Below are 24,377 nucleotides of genomic sequence, written 5' to 3'. Positions count from 1 at the left end.
ACGAATTGAAAAAGCTGAAACTGCATGGCTTTAACAACCTGACCAAAAGCCTGAGTTTTTGTATTTACGATATCTGCTATGTAAAAACGGCGGAAGAGCGCGATGGTTATATCGCCTATATCGATGAACTCTATAACGCCAACCGACTGACCGAGATCCTGTCAGAAACCTGCTCTATCATTGGCGCCAATATCCTGAACATTGCGCGTCAGGATTATGAACCCCAGGGCGCCAGCGTCACCATTCTGGTCAGCGAGGAGCCTGTCGATCCCACCCTTATCGACCATACGGAGCATCCCGGTCCGCTGCCGGAAGCGGTGGTTGCCCATCTCGATAAAAGCCATATCTGCGTACATACCTACCCGGAGAGCCACCCTGAAGGCGGGCTGTGTACTTTCCGCGCCGATATTGAAGTGTCGACCTGCGGCGTGATCTCCCCGCTTAACGCGCTGAATTATTTAATTCATCAGCTTGAGTCCGATATCGTGACCATTGACTACCGCGTGCGCGGTTTTACCCGTGATATCAACGGCATGAAGCACTTTATCGACCATGAAATTAATTCCATACAGAACTTCATGTCCGAAGACATGAAAGCGCTGTATGACATGATGGATGTGAATGTTTATCAGGAGAATATCTTCCATACCAAGATGCTGCTGAAGGAGTTCGACCTGAAGCACTACATGTTCCATACCCGGCCGGAAGATTTAAGCGAAGATGAGCGCAAGGTCATTACTGACCTGCTGTGGAAAGAGATGCGCGAAATTTACTACGGCCGCAATATCGCGACCGTATAAGATGCGTCAGGAGCAGGGATGCTCCTGATACTATTTCTGCTTCACAAACTCGCGGTAGGCCGCCACCACCTGCAAGAAATCCTCTACGCCGCACAGCGACAGACTCTCTTCATCGTAGTAGCTCATCCCCTCTTCCATCTCGTCACCGGAAAACTCCAGCTGATTGGCGCGAACCATGACCTCTTCGCCATCCATCCACAGCGTGTATTCATGCCCGGCGCGTTGCCAGGATCGTTCACTGCCTTTGACCGTGCGCGCAGCCTGTTCGACTTCATCGAGCAGGCCCAGATTCTCTTTCACTTCTTCGTTGAACCAGTGACCGACCACCTCGTGGCCCATCGACATCCGCACTTTCACCACGCCGGTGATATCACGCAGAAATTCGTAATCCATAGTATTTTCCTCTGCAAAGCTCTTGCAGTAATTATCGCAGCAGCGGGGAAGAAAAAAAGCCGAACGGGTGGAAGGAATGAAAATAAAAAACCCACCGCGTGGGCGATGGGTTTGACAGGCCCGGTAAGCGTCGAGCCACCGGGCAATGAGGCGTTGATTACACCGCCGTCTGGAAGATCACCCCGTCCGCTTTCTCGGTGTACTGAGAGAGCTGGTCGAAGTTCAGATAGCGATAGGTATCCACCGCGGTCTTATCTACCTGCGACACGAAGGTCTGGTACTCTTCCGGCGTTGGCAGTTTACCAATCAGCGCTGCAACCGCCGCCAGCTCCGCAGAGGCCAGGTAGACGTTTGCACCGGTACCTAAACGGTTCGGGAAGTTACGGGTAGAGGTGGAAACCACCGTCGCGCCGTCAGCCACACGCGCCTGGTTACCCATACAGAGGGAACAGCCAGGGATTTCGATACGCGCCCCGCTCTTACCAAACACGCTGTAGTAGCCCTCTTCCGTCAGCTGAGCCGCATCCATACGGGTTGGCGGCGCCACCCACAGACGGGTTGGCAGCTGGCCTTTATGGGTATCCAGCAGTTTACCGGCAGCACGGAAGTGACCGATGTTGGTCATGCAGGAGCCGATGAACACTTCGTCGATCTTGTCGCCCTGAACGTCAGAGAGCAGACGTGCATCGTCCGGGTCGTTCGGCGCACAGAGGATTGGCTCTTTGATGTCAGCCAGGTCGATCTCGATCACCGCGGCATATTCTGCATCGGCGTCGGCTTCCAGCAGCTGTGGATCTGCCAGCCATTTCTCCATGCCCTGAATACGACGCTCCAGGGTACGGCGGTCACCGTAGCCTTCAGCAATCATCCACTTGAGCAGCACGATGTTGGAGGTCAGGTACTCGATAATCGGCTCTTTGTTGAGCTTGATGGTACAGCCCGCAGCGGAACGCTCGGCGGAAGCATCGGTCAGCTCGAACGCCTGCTCCACTTTCAGATCCGGCAGACCTTCGATCTCCAGAATGCGGCCAGAGAAGATGTTCTTTTTGCCTTTCTTCTCAACGGTCAGCAGGCCCTGTTTGATGGCGTACAGCGGGATCGCATGCACCAGGTCGCGCAGGGTGATGCCCGGCTGCATTTTGCCTTTGAAACGCACCAGAACGGATTCCGGCATATCCAGCGGCATCACGCCGGTCGCGGCAGCAAAGGCCACCAGACCGGAGCCCGCCGGGAAGGAGATCCCAATCGGGAAGCGGGTGTGGGAGTCACCACCGGTACCGACGGTATCCGGCAGCAGCATACGGTTCAGCCAGGAGTGGATCACGCCGTCACCCGGACGCAGGGAGACACCGCCACGGTTCATGATGAAGTCTGGCAGCGTGTGGTGGGTGGTCACGTCAACCGGCTTCGGATAGGCCGCGGTGTGGCAGAAGGACTGCATCACCAGGTCAGACGAGAAGCCCAGGCACGCCAGGTCTTTCAGTTCGTCACGGGTCATTGGACCGGTGGTGTCCTGAGAGCCCACGGAGGTCATCTTCGGCTCGCAGTACGCACCCGGACGGATACCGGCTACGCCGCACGCGCGACCAACCATTTTCTGCGCCAGAGAGTAACCACGGTTGCTTTCCGCCACGTCTTTCGCCTGACGGAACACGTCTGAGTGCGGCAGACCCAGCGCTTCACGCGCTTTGGTGGTCAGGCCACGACCGATGATCAGCGGGATACGGCCACCAGCACGCACTTCGTCGATCAGCACGTCGGTTTTCAGCTCGAAGCTCGCCAGCAGCTCGTTGGTTTCGTGGTTACGCACTTCGCCTTTGAACGGGTAAACGTCAATCACGTCGCCCATGTTCAGGTTAGAGACATCCACTTCAATTGGCAGTGCGCCCGCATCTTCCATGGTGTTGAAGAAGATTGGCGCAATTTTGCCGCCGAGACACAGGCCACCACCGCGCTTGTTCGGCACGTGTGGGATATCATCACCCATGAACCACAGCACGGAGTTGGTCGCGGACTTACGGGAAGAGCCGGTACCGACTACGTCACCCACGTACGCCAGCGGGAAGCCTTTTTTCTGCAGGGCTTCGATCTGTTTGATCGGGCCGACAACGCCTGGCTGATCCGGCTCAATGCCTTCGCGGGCGTTTTTCAGCATCGCCAAAGCGTGCAGTGGGATATCCGGGCGTGACCACGCATCCGGCGCCGGAGAGAGGTCATCGGTGTTGGTTTCGCCAGTCACCTTGAAGACGGTAACGGTCATTTTTTCCGCCAGCGCAGGGCGGCTCAGGAACCACTCGGCATCGGCCCAGGACTGCATCACCTGCTTCGCGTAGCTGTTGCCCGCTTTGGCTTTCTCTTCTACGTCGTAGAAGTTATCGAACATCAGCAGCGTGTGGGACAGGGCTTTGGCGGCGCCAGGCGCCAGCGTGTCGCTGTCCAGGGCATCAATCAGCGGATGAATGTTATAACCACCCTGCATGGTGCCGAGCAGTTCAATGGCTTTTTCAGGAGTAACCAGTGGGGACGTTGCTTCGCCTTTGGCAATCGCAGCAAGGAAACCGGCTTTTACGTAGGCAGCTTCATCTACGCCTGGCGGTACGCGGTTGATCAACAGATCTAACAGGAATTCTTCTTCGCCTTTTGGCGGATTCTTCAGCAGCTCGACGAGCGCGGCCATTTGGGTTGCATCTAACGGTTTGGGTACAATCCCCTCGGCGGCACGTTCTGCTACGTGCTTACGGTATTCTTCTAGCACGACGGTTCTCCTCGCTCTCATTGTCATATGCGGCGGGCGTTCTCTTCACGCTCCTGTGAGACAGCAGTTTGTAGGGTATATGCCCGATACCGCGTCGGGCAGCATAGCAGGATTTTCAGACAGTGTTAATCTGTTTACAAAAAAGCAACATTAAATTGTTTGCTGAATCGTTAAGCATGGTATAGCAGCGAGGCGGGACGAATTTCGGGCACAAAAAAACCGCCCTGAGGCGGTTAGTTTGTTGCCTTGCGGTGGTAGCACACCGGGTTGGCAGATTTGCGGCAAAACCCCAACGAGTCGAATTTTGCATCACGCCCCTCTGCCTTGCAAGCCAATATTCTGATTTTGCGTAGCGTTTTCCTGTTTCGGATGAAAACCTATGTAAGCCCGTCTTTTCACTTATTTATTTGACCTGATTTTATTAATCTTTTCACTGGCCTGCTTCGCTGGTGTAGCAACCAGTCACCGGGCCCGGGAGCAGTTCCATAACCTACGCGGCAAAACCTCAATTTGCCTGGTTCTGCCTTTCCCGGTGGAGAATGAACCCGCGTAGCCTGCAAAGGAACGCACGCAATGGAGATGCGAATCTATGCGCTGATCGTTGTGACCGGTTTACTGCTTACCGCGCTGCACGGTGGCTGGAGCATATCCGACATCACAGTGCTGTTTGTCATTAACCTCGGCAACTAGCTGCTGGCCGCTCGCAAGAGCGGCCATTTGAAACCCCGGCGCGTTTTTCGCTATCCGGTATAATCTGTGTAATAACTGCTCACACTCTTTATCCGGTCATTCGGCGCGGTTCCCAGTTTAAGTCAAAAAAGTCATCCCCGGGTGCATATACTCGCGACAACGTAAATGCCTCACGGCCTCGCTTTCGTCGGAGTCTTATTATGAAGTTGCCCTTTAAGCCACATCTGCTTGTTCTCCTGTGTAGCGCCGGGCTGTTAGCCGCATCTGGCGTCGTCTACGTAAATAGCCGCGCGCCGGAGACTGTCACTCAGCCACCACAGCCCGCGCCGACAGCGCAAGCTGCACCGGTGCCTGCTTCCGCGCAGCCAGCCCCGGTGGTCTATACCGCCGCGCAAATCGACCAGTGGGTGGCGCCCATCGCCCTCTATCCCGACACCCTGCTGTCGCAGATTCTAATGGCGGCGACCTATCCGACGAACGTGATACAGGCGGCCCAGTGGTCCCGTGACAACCCACGTATGCAGGGAGATGCCGCGATACAGGCCGTTGCAGGGCAACCCTGGGATCCCAGCGTAAAATCGCTGGTCGCCTTCCCGCAGTTGATGTCGCTGATGGGCGAAAATCCGCCGTGGGTACAAAACCTGGGCGATGCGTTCCTCGCTCAGCCGAAGGATGTGATGGACTCCGTTCAACGTCTGCGCTTGCTGGCGCAGCAAACCGGGGCATTACAATCGACGCCCCAGCAGACTGTCACCACCGTGACAAAACCTGCGCCCGCTAAAACCACCAGCCGCGAGTCGGACACATATACACCCCCGGCAAACCCAACGGTGATCAAGATAGAATCGGCCGATCCGCAGGTGGTTTACGTCCCCACCTATAACCCTAATACCGTGTACGGCACCTGGCCGAACACCGCCTATCCGCCAGTCTATTTGCCTCCTTCTCCCGGCGAGCAATTTACCAACAGCCTGGTTAAAGGGTTAGGCTTTAGCCTGGGGGTAGCAACAACCTACGCCATCTTCAGCAATATTGACTGGGACGACGACGACTGGGATCACCATCACCACGATGATGACTGGGATCATCACGGCGGCTATAACCGTAACGGTGATAATAATATCAATATCAATGTAAATAATTTCAATAAGATAAGTGGCGAGCATCTGACTGACGCTAACCGCACCTGGCAGCATAACCCGGCCTACCGTGAGAACGTGCCCTATCCGACGAACCCGCTTAACAACCGTTTTCACGCCACAAATACGGTAACGGGGCTCAGTTCCACACAACAAAAACCGGTCAATCGCGATAGCCAGCGTCAGGCTGCCCTGAGCCAAATGGAGAAGTCGACGGGCAAAACCTTCCCACAGACAGTCCATTCCGGAAACAGAGATACGCAGCGTCAGGTCTCGAATCAACAGTTAAAACAGCTATCTCAACGCAACAATTTCCGTGGCTACGATACCCAGCCGCACACCACACACAGAGCAACCATGCGGCATCAGATAACAACCCAGGGACAAGAGAAACGGGTAACGCACCCTGCGCAACAGCGCAGCGTACATGCCCTGCCCACCCGCGCAAATGCGCTAAGCGGCAACGACAGCCGTTCCGCCAGCTGGCAAGCGCAACAGCAGCGCGGGGCGCAGAGCAGACAGATAGCAGCCCAACATCAGCAGCTACGGCAGATGCCTGCCGGGCGGGTTGAACACCGTGAATTCCGTCATCGTTAAGGGAGCCGACATGAAAAGCAAACTACTCTGTGGAATGGTGTTGTTCATGGTTTCAGCCACAACGATGGCGCAGCAATCCTTCAACACGCCAGACCTGGCGACCGATGCCCTGGCAAGCGCCATCCGGGAGCAAAATGAAAGCGCAATGAATAATCTGCTGGGGGATAACTGGCGCGATTTTCTGCCACCTGAAGGGGTCGAGCCTGATGCCGTCGATCGCTTCCTGCGTGACTGGAAAGTCCGGCACAATACGATCATCGAGGGCGATACGGCACATCTTGTGGTCGGAAACAGCGACTGGCAGCTGCCGATCCCGGTTGTCAAAACCGCTGCTGGCTGGCAATTCGACATCAAGGAGGGGGCCGAAGCGATCCTGACCCGTGAGATTGGACGCAACGAGTTGGCCGCCATCGAAGCGCTGCATGCCTATGTGGATGCGCAGGAGCGCTATTACGCCCTTACCACGCACTATGCGCAGAAGATTGCCAGCAGCGAGGGCAAAAAAGATGGCCTCTACTGGCCTGTGCAGCCTGGCGAAGCGCCCAGCCCGCTCGGCCCGGCCTTCAGCCCGAAAGAGCCTGGTCAGGGGTATCACGGCTATCGCTTCCGCATTCTGCCGGACAGTCAATCAGGCTTTGCGATGATCGCCTGGCCAGTGAGCTACGGCGAGACCGGGGTAATGAGCTTTATGATCAACGGCGACGATCGGGTCTGGCAGGCGAATCTGGGCGAGAAGTCAGCGGAGGAAGCGAAAGCGATCCCGACGTATAACCCGGACGATCGCTGGCAGCAGATCGCGCAGTAAGTTTTCAGAATAAAAAAAAGCGGCTCAGGAGCCGCTTTTTTCATGCCGGAAGAAAATTATTTCTTCTTCGCTTTCGCGTTTGGCAGGTCGGTGATGCTGCCTTCAAACACTTCTGCCGCCAGGCCAACAGACTCGTGCAGAGTCGGGTGAGCGTGGATGGTCAGCGCGATGTCTTCAGCGTCACAGCCCATCTCGATCGCCAGACCGATCTCACCCAGCAGCTCGCCGCCGTTGGTGCCAACAATCGCACCACCGATCACACGGTGAGTCTCTTTGTCGAAGATCAGTTTGGTCATACCGTCTGCGCAGTCGGAAGCGATAGCACGGCCAGAAGCAGCCCACGGGAAGGTGGCGGTTTCGTAGCTGATGCCTTTCTCTTTCGCTTCTTTCTCGGTCAGACCGACCCATGCCACTTCTGGCTCGGTGTAGGCGATAGATGGGATCACTTTCGGGTCGAAGTAGTGCTTCATACCGGCGATAACTTCTGCGGCAACGTGACCTTCGTGAACACCTTTGTGCGCCAGCATTGGCTGACCGACGATATCGCCGATAGCAAAGATGTGCGGCACGTTAGTGCGCAGCTGCTTGTCAACGCGGATGAAACCACGGTCGTCAACTTCTACGCCCGCTGCACCTGCATTGAGGTTTTTACCGTTCGGCACACGACCGATCGCCACCAGCACCGCGTCGTAACGCTGCGCTTCAGCAGGGGCTTTTTTGCCTTCCATGGAAACGTAAATACCGTCTTCTTTCGCTTCAACGGCAGTCACTTTGGTTTCCAGCATCAGGTTGAATTTCTTGCTGATGCGTTTGGTGAAGACTTTAACGATGTCTTTGTCAGCAGCCGGGATAACCTGGTCGAACATTTCAACCACGTCAATATCTGAACCCAGCGCATGGTAAACGGTACCCATTTCCAGACCGATGATACCACCGCCCATAACCAGCAGGCGTTTTGGTACTTCTTTCAGCTCCAGCGCATCGGTGGAGTCCCACACGCGCGGATCTTCATGTGGAATGAATGGCAGTTCGATCGGACGGGAGCCCGCCGCGATGATCGCGTTGTCGAAGTTGATCACGGTTTTGCCGTTCTCGCCTTCCACTTCCAGGGTGTTGGCCCCGGTGAATTTACCCAGACCGTTAACCACTTTCACTTTACGGCCTTTAGCCATACCCGCCAGACCGCCGGTCAGCTGATTGATGACTTTCTCTTTCCAGGTACGGATTTTGTCGATATCGGTTTTCGGCTCGCCGAAGACGATACCGTGTTCAGCCAGCGCTTTAGCTTCTTCGATAACTTTCGCTACGTGCAGCAGCGCTTTAGAAGGGATACAGCCGACGTTCAGACAAACACCACCCAGGGTGTTGTAGCGTTCTACGATGACGGTTTCCAGACCTAAATCAGCGCAACGGAAGGCAGCAGAATAACCTGCCGGGCCTGCCCCAAGTACCACGACCTGAGTTTTGATTTCAGTACTCATCATGACCTCTTATTGATTTCCGGCGGTCCAGGTACTTTGTCGCCCTTCATCCACCGGGACGTTCTATCCGCCCGCAGTTTACAAAATTGTTAACAATTTTGAAACAACAAACGGCTCACGAATTTCCGCTTTCGCCAATAACCTCACGAACTGCATGAGATTAACAGAAAAAAGCCGGCCGTCAGGCCGGCTTTTTTACTTACATCACCAGGCGGCGAATGTCGCTCAGCATGTTGTTGATGATGGTGATAAAGCGCGCACCATCAGCACCGTCGATCACGCGGTGGTCGAAGGAGAGAGAGATTGGCATCATCAGACGCGGCACAAACTCTTTGCCATTCCACACCGGCTCCATTGCGGACTTGGAGACACCCAGGATCGCCACTTCCGGCGCGTTCACGATCGGCGCGAAGTGGGTGGTACCCAGGCCGCCGATGCTGGAGATGGTGAAGCAGCCGCCCTGCATTTCGCCAGCAGTCAGCTTACCATCACGCGCTTTCTTGGAGATGGTGGTCAGTTCACGGGACAGCTCGGTAACGCTCTTCTTGTTCACGTCTTTAAAGACCGGAACAACCAGGCCGTTTGGCGTATCAACCGCAACACCGATGTTGATGTATTTCTTCAGCGTCAGCTTCTGGCCATCTTCGGACAGGGAGCTGTTGAAGCGTGGCATCTGTTCCAGAGCCGCAGCAACCGCCTTCATGATGAAGACCACTGGGGTGAATTTCACGTCCAGTTTACGCTTCTCAGCTTCGGCGTTCTGCTGTTTACGGAACGCTTCCAGATCGGTGATATCGGTTTTGTCGAAGTGGGTAACGTGCGGGATCATCACCCAGTTACGGCTCAGGTTAGCACCAGAGATTTTCTGGATACGGCCCAGTTCCACTTCTTCGATTTCGCCGAACTTGCTGAAGTCCACTTTCGGCCAAGGCAGCATGCCCGGGATACCGCCACCGGTGGCAGCAGCAGGTGCCGCTTCAGCGCGTTTAACCGCCTCTTTCACGTAAGCCTGAACGTCTTCGCGCAGGATACGACCTTTACGGCCAGTTCCTTTCACTTTCGCCAGGTTCACACCGAATTCGCGCGCCAGGCGACGAATCAGCGGAGTCGCGTGGACATAAGCGTCGTTCTCAGCGAACTCAGATTTGCCTTCCGCTTTAGCAGCCGGAGCCGCAGCCGGTTTAGCCGCCTGAGCCGGAGCAGCAGCAGGTACTGGCGCAGCAGCGGCAGCCGGAGCAGCAGCAGGCGCAGCGCCTTCCACTTCGAAGACCATGATCAGGGAACCGGTAGAAACTTTGTCGCCGGTGCTGATTTTGATCTCTTTAACGGTACCGGCGAACGGCGCAGGCACTTCCATAGAAGCCTTGTCGCCTTCAACGGTGATCAGTGACTGTTCAGCGGCAACTTTGTCGCCCACTTTCACCATCACTTCGGTGACTTCAACTTCGTCACCACCGATGTCCGGTACGTTAACCTCTTTCGCACCGCCAGCCGCAGCTGGAGCAGCCGCAGGTGCCGGAGCAGCAGCCTGAGCTGGTGCGGCAGCAGGCGCGGCGCCTGCCACTTCGAAGACCATGATCAGGGAGCCAGTAGAGACTTTGTCACCGGTGTTGATCTTGATTTCTTTAACGGTACCGGCGAACGGCGCCGGAACTTCCATAGAGGCTTTGTCGCCTTCTACGGTGATCAGGGACTGCTCAGCCGCAACGGTATCGCCCACTTTCACCAGGATCTCAGTGACTTCAACTTCGTCACCGCCGATGTCAGGCACGTTCACTTCTTTCGCTGCCGCGGCAGCTGCTGGAGCAGCGGCGGCCGGAGCGGCTTCTTTCTTCTCTTCCTGCGCAGGTGCAGCTGCTGCTGCACCGTCGGCGGAATCGAAAATCATGATCAGTTTGCCCGTCTCGGTTTTATCGCCAACAGAGACTTTGATCTCTTTAACGATGCCAGCCTGAGGAGACGGAACTTCCATAGAGGCTTTGTCGCCTTCTACGGTGATCAGCGACTGTTCAGCTTCAACTTTGTCGCCCACTTTGACCAGGATCTCGGTGATTTCAACTTCATCAGCCCCGATGTCCGGTACATTGATTTCGATAGCCATTATTCTTTTACCTCTTACGCCAGACGCGGGTTAACTTTTTCTGCATCGATGTTGAATTTGGTGATTGCGTCCGCAACCACTTTCTTATCGATTTCGCCACGTTTAGCCAGTTCGCCCAGGGCTGCTACAACCACGTAAGAAGCATCAACTTCGAAGTGGTGGCGCAGGTTTTCGCGGCTGTCAGAACGACCGAAGCCGTCAGTACCCAGAACGCGATAATCATCAGCTGGTACGTAAGTACGAACCTGCTCTGCGAACAGTTTCATGTAGTCAGTAGATGCTACGGCCGGAGCGTCGTTCATCACCTGAGCGATGTACGGAACGCGCGGAGTTTCCAGCGGGTGCAGCATGTTCCAGCGCTCACAATCCTGGCCATCACGCGCCAGTTCAGTGAAGGAGGTCACGCTGTACACGTCGGAGCCCACACCGTAGTCTTTCGCCAGGATCTGCGCTGCTTCACGAACGTGACGCAGGATAGAACCGGAGCCCAGCAGCTGAACTTTACCTTTGCTACCTTCAACGGTTTCGAGTTTGTAGATACCTTTACGGATACCTTCCTCGGCGCCTTCCGGCATGGCCGGCATGTGGTAGTTTTCGTTCAGGGTGGTGATGTAGTAGTAAATGTTCTCTTGCGCTTCACCGTACATGCGCTGCAGACCGTCATGCATGATGACTGCCACTTCGTACGCGTAAGACGGATCGTAAGAGATACAGTTCGGGATAGTCAGAGACTGAATGTGGCTGTGACCATCTTCGTGCTGCAGACCTTCGCCGTTCAGGGTCGTACGACCGGAAGTACCACCGATCAGGAAGCCGCGAGCCTGCTGGTCGCCTGCCTGCCAGCACAGGTCGCCGATACGCTGGAACCCGAACATGGAGTAGTAGATGTAGAACGGGATCATCGGCAGGTTGTTGGTGCTGTAAGAGGTCGCAGCAGCCAGCCAGGATGCGCCTGCGCCCAGCTCGTTGATACCTTCCTGCAGGATCTGGCCTTTCTCGTCTTCTTTGTAGTATGCAACCTGCTCACGGTCCTGCGGGGTGTACTGCTGGCCGTTCGGGCTGTAGATACCGATCTGACGGAACAGACCTTCCATACCGAAGGTACGCGCTTCGTCCGCGATGATTGGCACCAGACGATCTTTGATCGACTTGTTCTTCAGCATCACGTTCAGGGCACGCACGAAGGCGATAGTGGTAGAGATCTCTTTGTTCTGCTCTTCCAGCAGCTGAGAGAAGTCTTCCAGCGCTGGCAGTTCCAGTTTCTCAGTGAAGTTCACCTGACGGGACGGCAGGTAGCCGTTCAGTTTCTGACGCTGCGCGTGCAGATAGGTGTGCTCTTCAGAACCTTCCGGGAAGGTGATGTAGGAGAGGTTTTCAACCTGCTCGTCGGTCACTGGAACGTTGAAACGGTCGCGGATATAACGCACGCCGTCCATGTTCATTTTCTTAACCTGGTGCGCGATGTTTTTACCTTCGGCAGTGTCACCCATGCCATAACCTTTAACGGTATGAGCCAGGATTACGGTTGCTTTGCCTTTGGTTTCCTGCGCTTTTTTCAGTGCAGCGTAGACTTTCTTCGGATCGTGACCACCACGGTTCAGGGCCCAGATCTGCTCGTCAGTCCAGTCTGCAACCAGAGCCGCGGTCTCAGGATATTTACCGAAGAAGTGCTCACGAACATAGGCACCATCTTTGGATTTGAAGGTCTGGTAGTCACCGTCAACGGTTTCGTTCATCAGCTGGATCAGCTTACCGCTGGTATCTTTACGCAGCAGCTCGTCCCAACGACCGCCCCACATCACTTTGATAACGTTCCAGCCAGCACCTGCGAAGATGCCTTCCAGTTCGTTGATGATCTTGCCGTTACCGGTTACCGGACCATCCAGACGCTGCAGGTTACAGTTGATGATGAAGCAGAGGTTGTCCAGCTTCTCACGGGTCGCGATGGTGATCGCGCCTTTGGATTCTGGCTCATCCATCTCGCCGTCGCCCAGGAAGGCGTAAACGGTCTGCTGAGAGGTATCTTTCAGGCCACGGTGTTCCAGATATTTCAGGAATTTAGCCTGGTAGATCGCACCGATTGGGCCCAGACCCATGGAAACGGTCGGGAACTGCCAGAATTCTGGCATCAGTTTCGGGTGCGGATAAGAAGAGAGACCTTTACCGTGAACTTCCTGACGGAAGTTGTTCATCTGCTCTTCAGTCAGACGACCTTCCAGGAACGCACGTGCGTAGACGCCCGGAGAGATGTGACCCTGGAAGTAAACCAGGTCGCCGCCATCTTTTTCAGTGCGCGCGCGGAAGAAGTGGTTAAAGCACACTTCATAAACGGTTGCAGAGGACTGGAAGGATGCCATGTGGCCACCCAGCTCCAGATCTTTTTTGGATGCGCGCAGAACGGTCATGATGGCGTTCCAGCGGATTGCAGAACGGATACGGCGTTCCAGATCCAGATTGCCCGGGTATTCCGGTTCGTCTTCAACGGCAATCGTGTTTACGTAGTTGTTAGCCCCTGCACCTGCAGCTACTTTCACGCCGCCTTTGCGGGCTTCAGAAAGCATCTGTTCAATCAGATACTGAGCGCGCTCAACACCTTCTTCACGGATGACCGATTCGATCGCCTGTTGCCAGTCGCGGGTTTCGATCGGATCCACGTCATTTTGGAGACGTTCTGACATGGGGGTATTCCTTATCTATCTAATACGTTGATTTGTCTGGAACCTGTCCCATTGCATTTTCGCCAGAAAACGCAATAAGACAGGTTCTGCGTTTAGTTGCCGCGCTCTAAAAAACTGGCGCTTAATCCTTTCGTTGCTGTATGCGGCGTAATGAACGTTCGCGACGCGACTGTTCACGGCTGCGGTCCAGCAAGATTTCCTCAATGAAAGCCAGGTGACGGTGCGACGCTTCACGCGCCTGCTCCGGCTCCCCGGCCATTATCGCCTCGAATATTCGGGTGCGATGGTTGCTGACCAGCGGAAGCATCTCCCGGCGGGCATACAACAATTCAAAATTCTGACGAACGTTCTGGGCAAGCATTGGCTCCATGCAGCGTAGCAGATGGAGGAGCACCACGTTGTGGGCCGCTTCAGTGACGGCGATTTGATACTGGACGACGGCGTCGGACTCGGCGTCGAGATCGCCGGATTCCTGAGCCCGTTCGATGGCCTGATGCAGTTCGCGGATGCGCTCGCGATCGGCATCATTGCTGCGCAGCGCCGCGTAATAAGCCGCGATGCCTTCAAGCGCGTGACGGGTCTCAAGCAGATCAAACTGGGATTCTGGGTGGTCGGAGAGCAGCTCCACTAACGGGTCGCTGAAACTCTGCCACAGGCTGTTTTGCACAAAGGTTCCGCCACCCTGGCGACGAAGCAGCAGGCCCTTGGCTTCAAGGCGTTGGATCGCCTCACGCAGCGAGGGACGGGAAACGTCGAACTGTTTAGCCAGTTCGCGTTCAGGTGGTAGTTTTTCACCGGGGCGCAGGGTCCCCTCAAGGATCAAAAACTCCAGCTGCTGCTCAATCACATCGGATAATTTTGGTTGGCGAATTTTGCTGTAGGCCATATTCCCTGTCTTACGCCTTTTTGCCCGGAGTCAATTGGTCTTACCAATTTCATGTTCGTATCGCTAAAGTAACAAAGTATTCACCTTGTGTCCATATTGGTTTTGATTGAAATCATTAAACCCTGCTTATTTTAACAACCTTACAGAAATAACGTTTCAAAAGTGTAACTCTGCACAAATGAATTGATTACCCCGAAAGAGGCAGTTTTAACTTTATTGAAACGGTGAAAAGTGCGATCTGAACCGATTTAGCGGAGTAAAAAATGAAAATCTGCCCGCTTATGGCGCATTTTTATTCTATAGGTTGATAAAGGGACTTAAACGGGACGATTTACAAATGCTTTCTTTTTATTCGAACTCGCTTTCTCCTCGCATAAAGCAGGTGCATTCGCCGTCGCTTACCACTATTCTTCCGAATACGGAAGACACAGCCGGTTATTTCAGCCAATTGAACCGTAAACTAATAAATACATGAAATGGAATTTCATAATTACACACGCCAGAGCGTGAACATAACAACCACACACGAGGTTTTATAATGGAAGGTCAACAGCACGGCGATCAGCTAAAGCGCGGCCTTAAAAACCGCCATATCCAGCTTATTGCCCTCGGTGGTGCGATCGGTACCGGCCTGTTTCTGGGTAGCGCATCGGTTATTCAGTCTGCCGGGCCGGGTATTATTCTGGGCTACGCCATTGCCGGTTTTATCGCATTCCTTATTATGCGTCAGTTAGGTGAGATGGTGGTCGAAGAGCCGGTAGCCGGTTCCTTCAGCCATTTTGCCTACAAATACTGGGGCAGTTTTGCCGGCTTCGCCTCCGGCTGGAACTACTGGGTACTCTATGTTCTTGTCGCGATGGCGGAACTGACTGCGGTCGGTAAATATATCCAGTTCTGGTGGCCTGAAATCCCAACCTGGGCCTCAGCGGCGGTCTTCTTTGTGGTGATCAACGCCATTAACCTGACCAACGTGAAAGTGTTCGGCGAGATGGAGTTCTGGTTCGCCATTATTAAAGTTATCGCCGTTGTGGCGATGATTCTGTTCGGCGGCTGGCTGCTCTTCAGCGGCAATGGCGGCCCGCAGGCAAGCGTCAGCAACCTGTGGGATCAGGGCGGCTTCCTGCCGCACGGCATGACCGGGCTGGTGATGATGATGGCGATCATCATGTTCTCCTTCGGGGGGCTGGAGCTGGTGGGTATCACCGCCGCGGAAGCAGACAACCCGGAGCAGAGCATCCCGAAAGCGACCAACCAGGTTATCTACCGTATCCTGATCTTCTATGTGGGCTCGCTGGCCGTACTGCTCTCCCTGCTGCCATGGACCCGCGTCACCGCAGATACCAGCCCGTTTGTCCTCATCTTCCACGAGCTGGGCGACACTTTCGTGGCGAACGCGCTGAACGTAGTAGTACTGACCGCGGCGCTGTCGGTTTACAACAGCTGCGTCTACTGCAACAGCCGTATGCTGTTCGGCCTGGCCCAGCAGGGTAACGCTCCGAAAGCGCTGCTTTCTGTTGATAAACGTGGCGTACCGGTAAACACCATTATCGTGTCGGCTATTGTGACGGCCCTGTGTGTGCTGATTAACTACCTGGCACCGGAATCGGCCTTCGGCCTGCTGATGGCGCTGGTGGTCTCTGCCCTGGTGATCAACTGGGCGATGATTAGCCTGGCGCACATGAAGTTCCGTCGTACCAAGCAGCAGCAAGGCGTGAAAACGCGTTTCCCTGCCCTGCTCTACCCGCTGGGTAACTGGATTTGCCTGCTGTTCATGGCCGCCGTACTGGTTATCATGCTGATGACCCCAGGCATGGCCATTTCGGTCTACCTAATCCCGGTATGGATTGTGATCCTCGGGGTGGGCTACATGTGTAAGCAGAAAAATGCTAAAACGGTAAAAGCGCACTAATCCTCTTCCTTCTGTGTCCTCCCGGACGCAGAGGGTTGTTACCTTCCTCACACTTTCCCGTCAACAGCAATTTTATCCATATCAGCGACGTTATACTGCAACGCATATTTTCCTTTGCCAGCGAATAATTCTCTCCATACCGCTACTCGGAGAAACGTCGATGGATAACAATAAATTATCAGTGAAAGAAAAGATCGGCTATGGGATGGGTGATGCCGGGTGCAACATCATCTTTGGCGCCATCATGTTGTTTGTGAATTATTTTTATACGGATATCTTTGGCCTGGCACCCGCCCTGGTGGGCGTACTGCTGCTCTCGGTACGCGTCATTGATGCCGTTACCGACCCGATTATGGGTGCTATTGCCGACCGTACCCGCAGTAAGTATGGGCGATTTCGTCCATGGCTGCTGTGGATCGCCTTCCCCTATGCGCTCTTCAGCATCCTGATGTTCACCACCCCGGACTGGACCTACAACAGCAAAGTTATCTATGCCTTCGTTACCTACTTCCTGCTCTCTCTGACCTATACGGCGATTAATATTCCCTACTGCTCGTTGGGCGGGGTGATCACCAACGATCCTAAAGAGCGTGTTGCCTGCCAGTCCTACCGCTTTGTGCTGGTAGGTATTGCCACGCTGCTGCTGTCGCTGACGCTGCTGCCGATGGCCGACTGGTTCGGCGGCGAGGACAAAGCCAAAGGTTATCAGATGGCCATGACCGTGCTGGCGCTGATTGGCACCTGCATGTTCCTGTTCTGCTTCGCCACGGTGCGCGAGCGTGTGCGCCCGGCGGTACAGACCCATGACGAACTGAAAAACGATCTGAAAGATGTCTGGAAGAACGACCAGTGGGTGCGCATCCTGCTGCTGACCCTATGTAACGTCTGCCCTGGCTTTATCCGCATGGCGGCCACCATGTATTACGTCACCTGGGTGATGGGCCAAAGCACCCACTTCGCGACCCTGTTTATCAGCCTGGGTGTGGTGGGCATGATGCTTGGCAGCGTTATGGCAAAAGTGCTGACCGACCGCTGGTGTAAACTGAAGGTCTTCTTCTGGACCAACATCGCGCTGGCGATCTTCTCCTGCGCCTTCTATTTCTTCGATCCAAAAGCCACCGTGACCATTGTGGTGCTCTACTTCCTGCTGAACATCCTGCACCAGATCCCGTCCCCGCTGCACTGGTCCCTGATGGCCGACGTGGATGACTACGGCGAATGGAAAACCGGTAAACGCATCACCGGGATCAGCTTCTCCGGCAACATCTTCTTCCTCAAGCTGGGGCTGGCCATTGCCGGTGCCATGGTGGGCTTCCTGCTCTCCTGGTACGGTTATGATGCCGGCGCAAAAGCGCAAAGCGCTGACGCCATCAATGGTATCGTCCTGCTCTTCACCGTTATCCCTGGCATCGGATACCTCATTACCGCAGGCGTGGTGCGTCTGCTGAAAGTTGACCGTGAGACGATGAAGCGGATCCAGGAAGATTTGGAGAAGCGTCGCAATAACTACCGCGAGCTGAATGACTATCAGGAACTCAAAGCCGCTGAATAAGGAAAGCCGAATGCAAACCTGGCCAAACCCGTTTATTGAACAACGCGCTGACCCGTACATTCTTCATCATGAAGGACAGTACTACTTTATCGCCTCGGTTCCGGAGTATGACAGGCTGGCGATCCGCCGCGCCGACTCGCTGGAAGGCCTGCGCAGCGCGGAAGAGGTCGTGGTCTGGCGCAAACCCGACAGCGGCCCGATGGGTAATCTGATCTGGGCACCGGAACTGCACGCTATCGACGGCAAATGGTACATCTACTTCGCGGCTGCCCACACCCAGGCGCTGGACGAGCTGGGCATGTTCCAGCACCGGATGTATGCCCTGGAGTGCACCGACAGCGACCCGCTCACCGGCAAGTGGGTAGAGAAGGGGCAGATCAAAACGCACTTTGACACTTTTGCGCTGGATGCCACCACCTTTGTCCATCAGGGTAAACGCTGGTATCTCTGGGCGCAAAAAGCCCCGGATATCACCGGTAACTCGAACCTTTATCTGTGCGAAATGGAAAACCCATGGACGCTCAAAGGCGATCCGGTGATGCTCAGCAAACCGGAATATGACTGGGAGTGCCGCGGTTTTTGGGTCAACGAAGGTCCGGCGGTGCTGTTCCACGGCGATCGGCTGTTTATCAGCTACTCCGCCAGCGCCACCGATGAAAACTACTGCATGGGACTGCTCTGGATCGACCTCAATGCTGACCCACGTAACCCGGCGAACTGGCATAAATCCCCGCAGCCGGTGTTCACCACCAGCTACGAGAATCGCCAGTATGGACCGGGACACAACAGCTTTACCCAAACGCCGGAGGGGGAAGACGTGCTGGTTTACCATGCACGCAACTACACCGAAATCGAAGGCGATCCGCTGTACGATCCAAACCGCCACACCCGCCTGAAAACCGTACGCTGGAACGAAAACGGGATGCCCGATTTCGGCATCCCGTCAGCTGATACAGTCTGAAGCCTGCGGCGCGCTGGTTTAGATCAGCGTGCCGTAAATGGTCAGCAGCGCCACAATCACCACCACCACAAAAGAGGTTTTCTTGGCCATCGAAACGGCCGCTTTCGGCGTTGCGATCTTATCCGTGTGCGGCTCGCGGGCCAGGGAGAACTGAGCCAGACGTGTTAACACCAGATATTGCGAGGTGTGGCGATCGCCCAGCGAGGCGAACCATGCCGGCAGGGCTTTCTCGCCGTGGCCGATCAGGGCATACACCACGCCGAACAGCCGCACCGGCAGCCAGTCCACCACGTGAAGGATCGCATCGATACCGGACTGCAACCGCTCGTGCGGGGTCAGATAACGTGCCAGCCAGCTCTGCCAGGCGCGTAAAAACGCATAGCCCATCAGCAGAACCGGGCCCCACGCGCCGCCCACCACAAACCAGAACAATGGCGCCAGATAGAAGCGGAAGTTAATCCACAGCAGCGCATTCTGCAGTTCGCGTAAAAACTCGCGCTCATCGCACTCCGGCGGTACGCCGTGGATTAAGGTCAGCTCGCTGGCCATCGCCCCACGAGCATGCACGTCACCGTTAGTGGCCGCCTTCAGGTAGGCATGGTAGTGCAGACGAACCTTACCTGCGCCAATACAGAGCACGCCGAGCAGGATCCACATCACCAGCAGCGGCACGTTGAAGAAGAGGCCATATAGCGACCGCAGCAGCAGGAATACCACCACCATCACGCCCGCCGTCATCAGCAGTGTGCGAAGCATGGAAAAGTGGCGGATGCGACGAAACAGCACTTCCATCCGATGGTCCAGATGCCAGTGCTCGCCCAGCTTAAACAAACGCTCGGCAATCAACACCAGCAGCATGGTAAATAACGTCATGTCATCTCCTTTTCTGACAGGGCGGTAAGCAGGGTTTTGAATCGTTCCCAGTCAAACGCCGGGCCGGGATCGGTCTTGCGCTGCGGCGCAATATCGCTGTGTCCGGTCACGTTGTGGGCGATAGCCGGGTAGAGTGAAATCAGCGTGCGCGTTACCGCAGCCAGTTGCTGATATTGGACATCGGTGTAGGGCAGCGTATCTGTCCCTTCGAGCTCAATACCGATGGAAAAATCGTTGCAGCGTTCACGCCCCTGATACTGAGAAACGCCCGCATGCCAGGCGCGTTTATCGAAAGGAACATACTGGACGATCTCGCCGTCACGACGAATCAGACAATGGGCAGAAACGCGCAGGTGGGCAATTTCTGCGAAAAAGGGGTGAGCATCGGGATCGATTGTCCCGGTGAATAACGCGTCAATCCACGGGCCGCCGAACTCGCCGGGCGGCAGGCTGATGTTATGTACAACCAGCAGCGACGGAATTTCATCCTCTGGGCGGCAATCGTGGTGTGGCGAAGGAACACGCCGAGCCTCCACCAGCCAGCCATGTTCTGAGTGCATGCAGGATCTCCTTATATATGGTGCTGATTCCCGGTTCAGAGTAGCATGTTTCAATCTTATGATTCGTTACCAATTTGGAGTTTTAACATGCCGCCACGCCGCTACAACCCCGACCACAGACGTAACGTACTGCTGGAACGTATAAATATGGATATTCCAGCAAGCGTCGCCAATGCGCTGCGCGAAGATCTGGGTGGAGACGTCAATGCTGACAACGACATTACCGCCCAGCTGCTGGCGGAAGATGCCCGTTCCCATGCGGTTGTCATCACCCGTGAAGATGGCGTTTTCTGTGGCAAACGTTGGGTGGAAGAGGTCTTTACGCAACTGGCCGGGGACGGCGTTCAGGTGACGTGGCATGTCGAAGATGGCGACAGCATTGTGGCTAACCAGCCGCTCTTTGAACTTGAAGGGCCGTCGCGCGTCCTGCTCACCGGTGAACGCACCGCGCTGAACTTTGTCCAGACGCTCTCGGGCGTGGCAAGCGAAGTGCGCAGCTACGTCAACCTGCTGGAAGGCACAAATACCCAACTGCTGGATACGCGCAAAACCCTGCCCGGCCTGCGTACCGCGCTGAAATATGCCGTGCTGTGCGGCGGCGGCGCCAACCACCGCCTGGGGTTGTCCGATGCCTTCCTGATTAAAGAGAACCACATTATCGCCTCCGGCTCCGTTCGCCAGGCGGTGGAAAAAGCCTTCTGGCTGCATCCGGATGTGCCGGTCGAAGTGGAAGTGGAAAGCCTGCAGGAGCTGGAAGACGCGCTGAAAGCGGGTGCCGACATCATCATGCTGGATAACTTCGAAACTGAGCAGATGCGTGAAGCCGTGAAGCGTACCAATGGTCAGGCCCGCCTGGAGGTCTCTGGCAACGTGACGCGTGAAACCTTACGTGAATTTGCCGAAACCGGCGTCGACTTCATCTCCGTTGGCGCACTGACTAAACACATTCGCGCCCTCGATCTGTCGATGCGCTTTCGCTAGCTGACTTCTGCCCGGTCTGCCAGGGCCGGGCTCGCCCGATTTACGACCCCTCTCGCAAACCCGCTGCACCACGCTGTAACGTCAACACTCCTCGCTGAATCCTGCTTCCCGAAATGATTTTTGCCGCTCGCTCCTGTTTTGCCGTACTGCCACAGTAGTGCTAGTTCACATAAGGAGAGACTCATGGAAAGACAAAAAGGATTTACCCTCATCGAGCTAATGGTCGTCATCGGCATTGTCGCCATACTCAGCGCCATCGGCATTCCGGCCTATCAGAACTACCTGCGAAAAGCCGCTCTCACCGATATGCTGCAAACCTTCCTGCCCTACCGTACCGCCGTTGAACTTTGCGCGCTCGATCATGGCGGGACAGAAAGCTGCGACGCGGGCGTCAACGGCGTTCCCTCCCCTGCCACCTCCCGCTATGTCTCAGCCATGAGCATTGCCAAGGGTACCGTTACCCTGACGGGTCAGGAGAGCCTGAACGGTCTGGAGGTCGTGATGACGCCGCAATGGAATAATGGCAACGGCATCACCGGCTGGACGCGCGTTTGCACCATTGCCAACGACAGCGCGCTGAAGCAGGCCTGTGAAGAGGTGTTCCGGTTTACGGCTGGCGAGGAGAACGTGCAATGAATTCTGACCAGCTCACCGCGCTGTGTCAGCGTCACAACGCCTTGTTGCTGACCAGCGCCCCGGACAGAGTCACGATTGCAGTGGTCGGTAACCCGCCTGCTGAGCTGCTGGAGGCGTTACGTTTCGCGACGCAGAAAAGGATAGATATCGAATGCTGGACCAGCGAGAGAATGGAAAAGCACCGGCAAACCGCGTCAGACTCGCATCTGCCTGTGGCCGCCATCTCCACCCGCTCCGCCATTGAGATCCTTAACCGCACCCTGATGCAGGCGATGAGCCAGCGGGCATCGGATATTCACATCGAGCCCGCCGACGAGAGCTGGCAGATCCGGTTACGCATCGACGGCGTGTTGTATCCGCAACAGCCTCTTTCGTCCGAGTTGGGCACTACGCTTATCGCCAGGCTGAAGGTGCTGGGCAATCTGGATATCGCCGAGCGGCGCTTACCCCAGGATGGACAATTTACGGTTGAGCTATCCGGCGCCCCCGTCTCGTTTCGTATTGCCACCCTCCCCTGTCGCAACGGGGAAAAAATCGTGCTGCGGCTTTTGCAGCAGGAGCAACAGGCGCTCCTGCTGGATCAGCTGGGCATGAGCACCATCCAGCAGCGATTATTCGCCGAAGCGCTGCATAAATCCCAGGGGCTGATTCTGGTGACCGGCCCCACCGGCAGTGGTAAAACCGTTACCCTTTACAGCGCCTTACAGGCCCGGAACACGCCCGCTGTGAACATCTGCAGCGTAGAAGATCCTGTTGAAATCCCGCTCGAGGGGCTAAACCAGACCCCCATAAACCCCCGGGCGGGGTTAACCTTCCAGAGCGTATTGCGCGCATTTTTACGCCAGGATCCAGACATCATCATGGTGGGCGAAATACGCGATGGCGAAACGGCCGAGATCGCCATCAATGCCGCCCAGACCGGCCATCTGGTGCTGTCGACGCTGCATACCAACTCTACCGCCGAAACGCTGGTTCGCCTGCAGCAAATGGGGGTGGCGCGCTGGATGATCTCTTCGGCATTGTCTCTGGTGATCGCCCAGCGGCTGGTACGTCGGCTGTGCCCGCACTGTCGTCAGGAGGCCCGCCGGGATACCCCTCTGCCCCAGGCGTTGTGGCCTCGCCCGTTGCCACACTGGCAGCCGGTGGGTTGCGACCGCTGCTACCACGGTTTTTATGGCCGGGTGGCAATCTTCGAGGTGATGGTGATCACCCGCGAGCTGCGCACCGCCATTGCCAACGGAGCGCCGGTGGAAGAGATCGAAAAGCTGGCCCGCCAGACGGGCATGACCACGCTGTTTGAGCATGGCTGCATGGCGGTAGAACAGGGGCACACCACCCTCGAAGAGCTGGTGCAGATGCTGGGTGCGCCGGATGGCAGGTAATCAGCTCTGGCGCTGGCGGGCACTCAGCCCGCAGGGGGAGCAGCAGGCGGGCGCGCTTTGGGCACCCGACAAACAAACGGCATGGGCTATCCTGCATGGCAAAGCGCTCGTTCCCCTGGAACTCAGGCGATGCGCGCAACAGACACGGTGGCAGGCGCAGCATCGCTACGACATTATCCACCAGCTGGCGACACTGCTGCAGGCGGGGTTAACCCTGTCGGCAGGGCTGGCGCTTCTGGCGCAGCAGCACCCGGCCAGGCAATGGCAGGCGTTGTTGCAAAGCGTCGCCGACGACCTCAGTGCCGGGTGCGCCTTCTCTGACGCCCTGAAAAAATGGCCGCATGTTTTTCCGCCGCTTTATGTTTCGATGATCAAAACCGGGGAGCTGACCGGCAAGCTGGATGAATGTTGTCGCCAGCTCGCGCAGCAGCAAAAAACCCAGCAGCAACTCAGCGCAAAGGTAAAAAAAGCGCTGCGTTATCCGGTGATCATTCTCGGCCTGGCTTTCGCCGTAGTGCTGGCGATGGTCACGCTGGTGCTGCCGGAGTTTGCCGCTATCTATAAAACCTTTAACACCCCATTACCTGCCCTGACCCGGGCAGTGATGGGGCTGGCAAACGTGCTCCAGCGACAGGGGGTGGCGCTGCTGTGCAGCCTGTTGGCGATAACATCCGGCCTGCTGTTTCTTCGCCGCAAACGACGGTGGCGATACGTCACCCAGCGTCTGCTGCTGAACAGCCCGGTAATTGGCCCGCTGGTACGGGGGCAAAAGCTCAGCCAGATATTCACCGTTCTCTCGCTCACGCAGCAGGCGGGCATCGCCTTTATACAAGGGCTGGAAAGTACGGAGGAGACGCTGGAGTGCCCCTTCTGGCAGGAGAAATTACAGGCGATACGGCATCGCATCATGCAGGGGATGCCCATCTGGTCAGCCCTGAATGAGGCAGAAATTTTTACGCCACTCTGCATTCAATTGGTACGCACAGGCGAAGCATCGGGCGCGCTGGATACCATGCTGAGCAATCTGGCGCAGCATCATAATGAGCAGACCTTTCAGCAGGCGGACAATTTAGCCTCACTGCTGGAGCCAGTACTGTTAATTGTGACGGGGTTGATTATCGGCATGCTGGTGGTCGCGATGTATCTGCCGATTTTCCATCTGGGGGATGCGATGAGTGCGGGATAACGCTGGCGCGAA

The 24,377-nt window shown here is 55.9% G+C and carries 18 protein-coding genes; 10 read left to right on the top strand and 8 right to left on the bottom strand.

All coding sequences use genetic code 11. The features are described from left to right. The first annotated feature begins 5 nt into the window (after positions 1-5). Positions 6-800 (top strand): adenosylmethionine decarboxylase, encoded by a 795-nt coding sequence (speD, locus tag GNG26_RS03600; RefSeq protein ID WP_103181029.1) that lies wholly within the window; start codon positions 6-8, stop codon positions 798-800. A gap of 30 nt (positions 801-830) precedes the next feature. On the opposite strand, the gene yacL is transcribed toward speD, so the two are convergent. Next, entirely contained in the window at positions 831-1,193 is a 363-nt protein-coding gene (yacL, locus tag GNG26_RS03595) for a protein YacL (RefSeq protein ID WP_103178299.1), read from the bottom strand. A gap of 157 nt (positions 1,194-1,350) precedes the next feature. Beyond that, the gene (gene acnB / locus GNG26_RS03590) at positions 1,351-3,948 is read right to left on the bottom strand and encodes a bifunctional aconitate hydratase 2/2-methylisocitrate dehydratase (RefSeq protein WP_156237827.1); all 2,598 of its coding nucleotides are present in this window, start codon (positions 3,946-3,948) and stop codon (positions 1,351-1,353) included. A gap of 890 nt (positions 3,949-4,838) precedes the next feature. Between acnB and GNG26_RS03585 the strand changes: the two genes are divergently transcribed. Both GNG26_RS03585 and GNG26_RS03580 read left to right on the top strand, forming a co-directional pair. Beyond that, the gene (locus GNG26_RS03585; protein ID WP_156237826.1) at positions 4,839-6,374 is read left to right on the top strand and encodes a DUF3300 domain-containing protein; all 1,536 of its coding nucleotides are present in this window, start codon (positions 4,839-4,841) and stop codon (positions 6,372-6,374) included. A gap of 10 nt (positions 6,375-6,384) precedes the next feature. Then, the gene (locus GNG26_RS03580) at positions 6,385-7,179 is read left to right on the top strand and encodes a DUF2950 family protein (protein ID WP_156237825.1); all 795 of its coding nucleotides are present in this window, start codon (positions 6,385-6,387) and stop codon (positions 7,177-7,179) included. 56 nt (positions 7,180-7,235) lie between these two features. On the opposite strand, the gene lpdA is transcribed toward GNG26_RS03580, so the two are convergent. From lpdA to pdhR, 4 genes are all read right to left on the bottom strand, one after another. Continuing rightward, positions 7,236-8,660: a dihydrolipoyl dehydrogenase gene (lpdA, locus tag GNG26_RS03575; protein ID WP_103178294.1), complete on the bottom strand. Its 1,425-nt coding sequence runs from the start codon at positions 8,658-8,660 to the stop codon at positions 7,236-7,238. A gap of 199 nt (positions 8,661-8,859) precedes the next feature. Continuing rightward, complete coding sequence (gene aceF, locus GNG26_RS03570) at positions 8,860-10,761, bottom strand: pyruvate dehydrogenase complex dihydrolipoyllysine-residue acetyltransferase (protein WP_156237824.1); 1,902 nt, start codon at positions 10,759-10,761, stop codon at positions 8,860-8,862. A gap of 14 nt (positions 10,762-10,775) precedes the next feature. Further along, positions 10,776-13,439, bottom strand: coding sequence for a pyruvate dehydrogenase (acetyl-transferring), homodimeric type (gene aceE, locus GNG26_RS03565; protein ID WP_103178292.1), 2,664 nt, complete (start codon positions 13,437-13,439; stop codon positions 10,776-10,778). A gap of 121 nt (positions 13,440-13,560) precedes the next feature. After that, positions 13,561-14,325, bottom strand: coding sequence for a pyruvate dehydrogenase complex transcriptional repressor PdhR (pdhR, locus tag GNG26_RS03560; RefSeq protein WP_039030352.1), 765 nt, complete (start codon positions 14,323-14,325; stop codon positions 13,561-13,563). Positions 14,326-14,863: 538 nt separating this feature from the next. Between pdhR and aroP the strand changes: the two genes are divergently transcribed. The 3 genes from aroP to GNG26_RS03545 all read left to right on the top strand — a co-directional run bounded on the left by aroP (position 14,864) and on the right by GNG26_RS03545 (position 18,747). After that, positions 14,864-16,234, top strand: coding sequence for an aromatic amino acid transporter AroP (gene aroP / locus GNG26_RS03555; protein ID WP_146052349.1), 1,371 nt, complete (start codon positions 14,864-14,866; stop codon positions 16,232-16,234). 160 nt (positions 16,235-16,394) lie between these two features. Continuing rightward, the gene (locus GNG26_RS03550; protein ID WP_103823266.1) at positions 16,395-17,786 is read left to right on the top strand and encodes a glycoside-pentoside-hexuronide (GPH):cation symporter; all 1,392 of its coding nucleotides are present in this window, start codon (positions 16,395-16,397) and stop codon (positions 17,784-17,786) included. A 10-nt stretch (positions 17,787-17,796) separates the two neighbouring features. Then, positions 17,797-18,747 (top strand): family 43 glycosylhydrolase, encoded by a 951-nt coding sequence (locus GNG26_RS03545; RefSeq protein ID WP_156237823.1) that lies wholly within the window; start codon positions 17,797-17,799, stop codon positions 18,745-18,747. Positions 18,748-18,765: 18 nt separating this feature from the next. Here the strand turns inward: GNG26_RS03545 and ampE are convergent, their stop codons facing one another. Next, positions 18,766-19,620: a beta-lactamase regulator AmpE gene (gene ampE / locus GNG26_RS03540; RefSeq protein ID WP_156237822.1), complete on the bottom strand. Its 855-nt coding sequence runs from the start codon at positions 19,618-19,620 to the stop codon at positions 18,766-18,768. Then, positions 19,617-20,180: a 1,6-anhydro-N-acetylmuramyl-L-alanine amidase AmpD gene (gene ampD, locus GNG26_RS03535; RefSeq protein ID WP_103823263.1), complete on the bottom strand. Its 564-nt coding sequence runs from the start codon at positions 20,178-20,180 to the stop codon at positions 19,617-19,619. Before ampD ends, ampE begins: the two co-directional genes overlap by 4 nt. A gap of 87 nt (positions 20,181-20,267) precedes the next feature. Between ampD and nadC the strand changes: the two genes are divergently transcribed. From nadC to hofC, 4 genes are all read left to right on the top strand, one after another. Then, a complete protein-coding gene (gene nadC / locus GNG26_RS03530) occupies positions 20,268-21,161 on the top strand; it encodes a carboxylating nicotinate-nucleotide diphosphorylase (protein WP_114315885.1) in 894 nt (297 codons plus the stop codon). Positions 21,162-21,344: 183 nt separating this feature from the next. Further along, positions 21,345-21,797, top strand: coding sequence for a prepilin peptidase-dependent pilin (gene ppdD / locus GNG26_RS03525; protein WP_114315886.1), 453 nt, complete (start codon positions 21,345-21,347; stop codon positions 21,795-21,797). Further along, positions 21,794-23,179 carry a type II secretion system protein GspE gene (gene gspE / locus GNG26_RS03520; RefSeq protein ID WP_156237821.1) on the top strand — a complete coding sequence of 462 codons (1,386 nt, stop codon included), beginning with the start codon at positions 21,794-21,796 and terminating at the stop codon, positions 23,177-23,179. Before ppdD ends, gspE begins: the two co-directional genes overlap by 4 nt. Beyond that, positions 23,169-24,365, top strand: a complete 1,197-nt coding sequence (hofC, locus tag GNG26_RS03515) for a protein transport protein HofC (protein ID WP_156237820.1) — start codon at positions 23,169-23,171, stop codon at positions 24,363-24,365. Before gspE ends, hofC begins: the two co-directional genes overlap by 11 nt. The last annotated feature ends 12 nt before the right edge of the window (positions 24,366-24,377 follow it).

The sequence above is a fragment of the Leclercia sp. J807 genome (assembly GCF_009734465.1).
Lineage (GTDB): Bacteria > Pseudomonadota > Gammaproteobacteria > Enterobacterales > Enterobacteriaceae > Enterobacter.
This window is presented reverse-complemented; position numbering and strand designations above follow the sequence as displayed.

Bases quoted from the DNA above. Each gene is read 5' to 3' on its own strand.
- ppdD (WP_114315886.1), top strand. From the start codon at position 21,345: ATGGAAAGACAAAAAGGATTTACCCTCATCGAGCTAATGGTCGTCATC.
- GNG26_RS03585 (WP_156237826.1), top strand. From the start codon at position 4,839: ATGAAGTTGCCCTTTAAGCCACATCTGCTTGTTCTCCTGTGTAGCGCC.
- yacL (WP_103178299.1), bottom strand. From the start codon at position 1,193: ATGGATTACGAATTTCTGCGTGATATCACCGGCGTGGTGAAAGTGCGG.
- GNG26_RS03550 (WP_103823266.1), top strand. From the start codon at position 16,395: ATGGATAACAATAAATTATCAGTGAAAGAAAAGATCGGCTATGGGATG.
- pdhR (WP_039030352.1), bottom strand. From the start codon at position 14,325: ATGGCCTACAGCAAAATTCGCCAACCAAAATTATCCGATGTGATTGAG.
- ampE (WP_156237822.1), bottom strand. From the start codon at position 19,620: ATGACGTTATTTACCATGCTGCTGGTGTTGATTGCCGAGCGTTTGTTT.
- GNG26_RS03545 (WP_156237823.1), top strand. From the start codon at position 17,797: ATGCAAACCTGGCCAAACCCGTTTATTGAACAACGCGCTGACCCGTAC.
- lpdA (WP_103178294.1), bottom strand. From the start codon at position 8,660: ATGAGTACTGAAATCAAAACTCAGGTCGTGGTACTTGGGGCAGGCCCG.
- aceF (WP_156237824.1), bottom strand. From the start codon at position 10,761: ATGGCTATCGAAATCAATGTACCGGACATCGGGGCTGATGAAGTTGAA.
- ampD (WP_103823263.1), bottom strand. From the start codon at position 20,180: ATGCACTCAGAACATGGCTGGCTGGTGGAGGCTCGGCGTGTTCCTTCG.
- aceE (WP_103178292.1), bottom strand. From the start codon at position 13,439: ATGTCAGAACGTCTCCAAAATGACGTGGATCCGATCGAAACCCGCGAC.
- GNG26_RS03580 (WP_156237825.1), top strand. From the start codon at position 6,385: ATGAAAAGCAAACTACTCTGTGGAATGGTGTTGTTCATGGTTTCAGCC.
- gspE (WP_156237821.1), top strand. From the start codon at position 21,794: ATGAATTCTGACCAGCTCACCGCGCTGTGTCAGCGTCACAACGCCTTG.
- hofC (WP_156237820.1), top strand. From the start codon at position 23,169: ATGGCAGGTAATCAGCTCTGGCGCTGGCGGGCACTCAGCCCGCAGGGG.
- aroP (WP_146052349.1), top strand. From the start codon at position 14,864: ATGGAAGGTCAACAGCACGGCGATCAGCTAAAGCGCGGCCTTAAAAAC.
- nadC (WP_114315885.1), top strand. From the start codon at position 20,268: ATGCCGCCACGCCGCTACAACCCCGACCACAGACGTAACGTACTGCTG.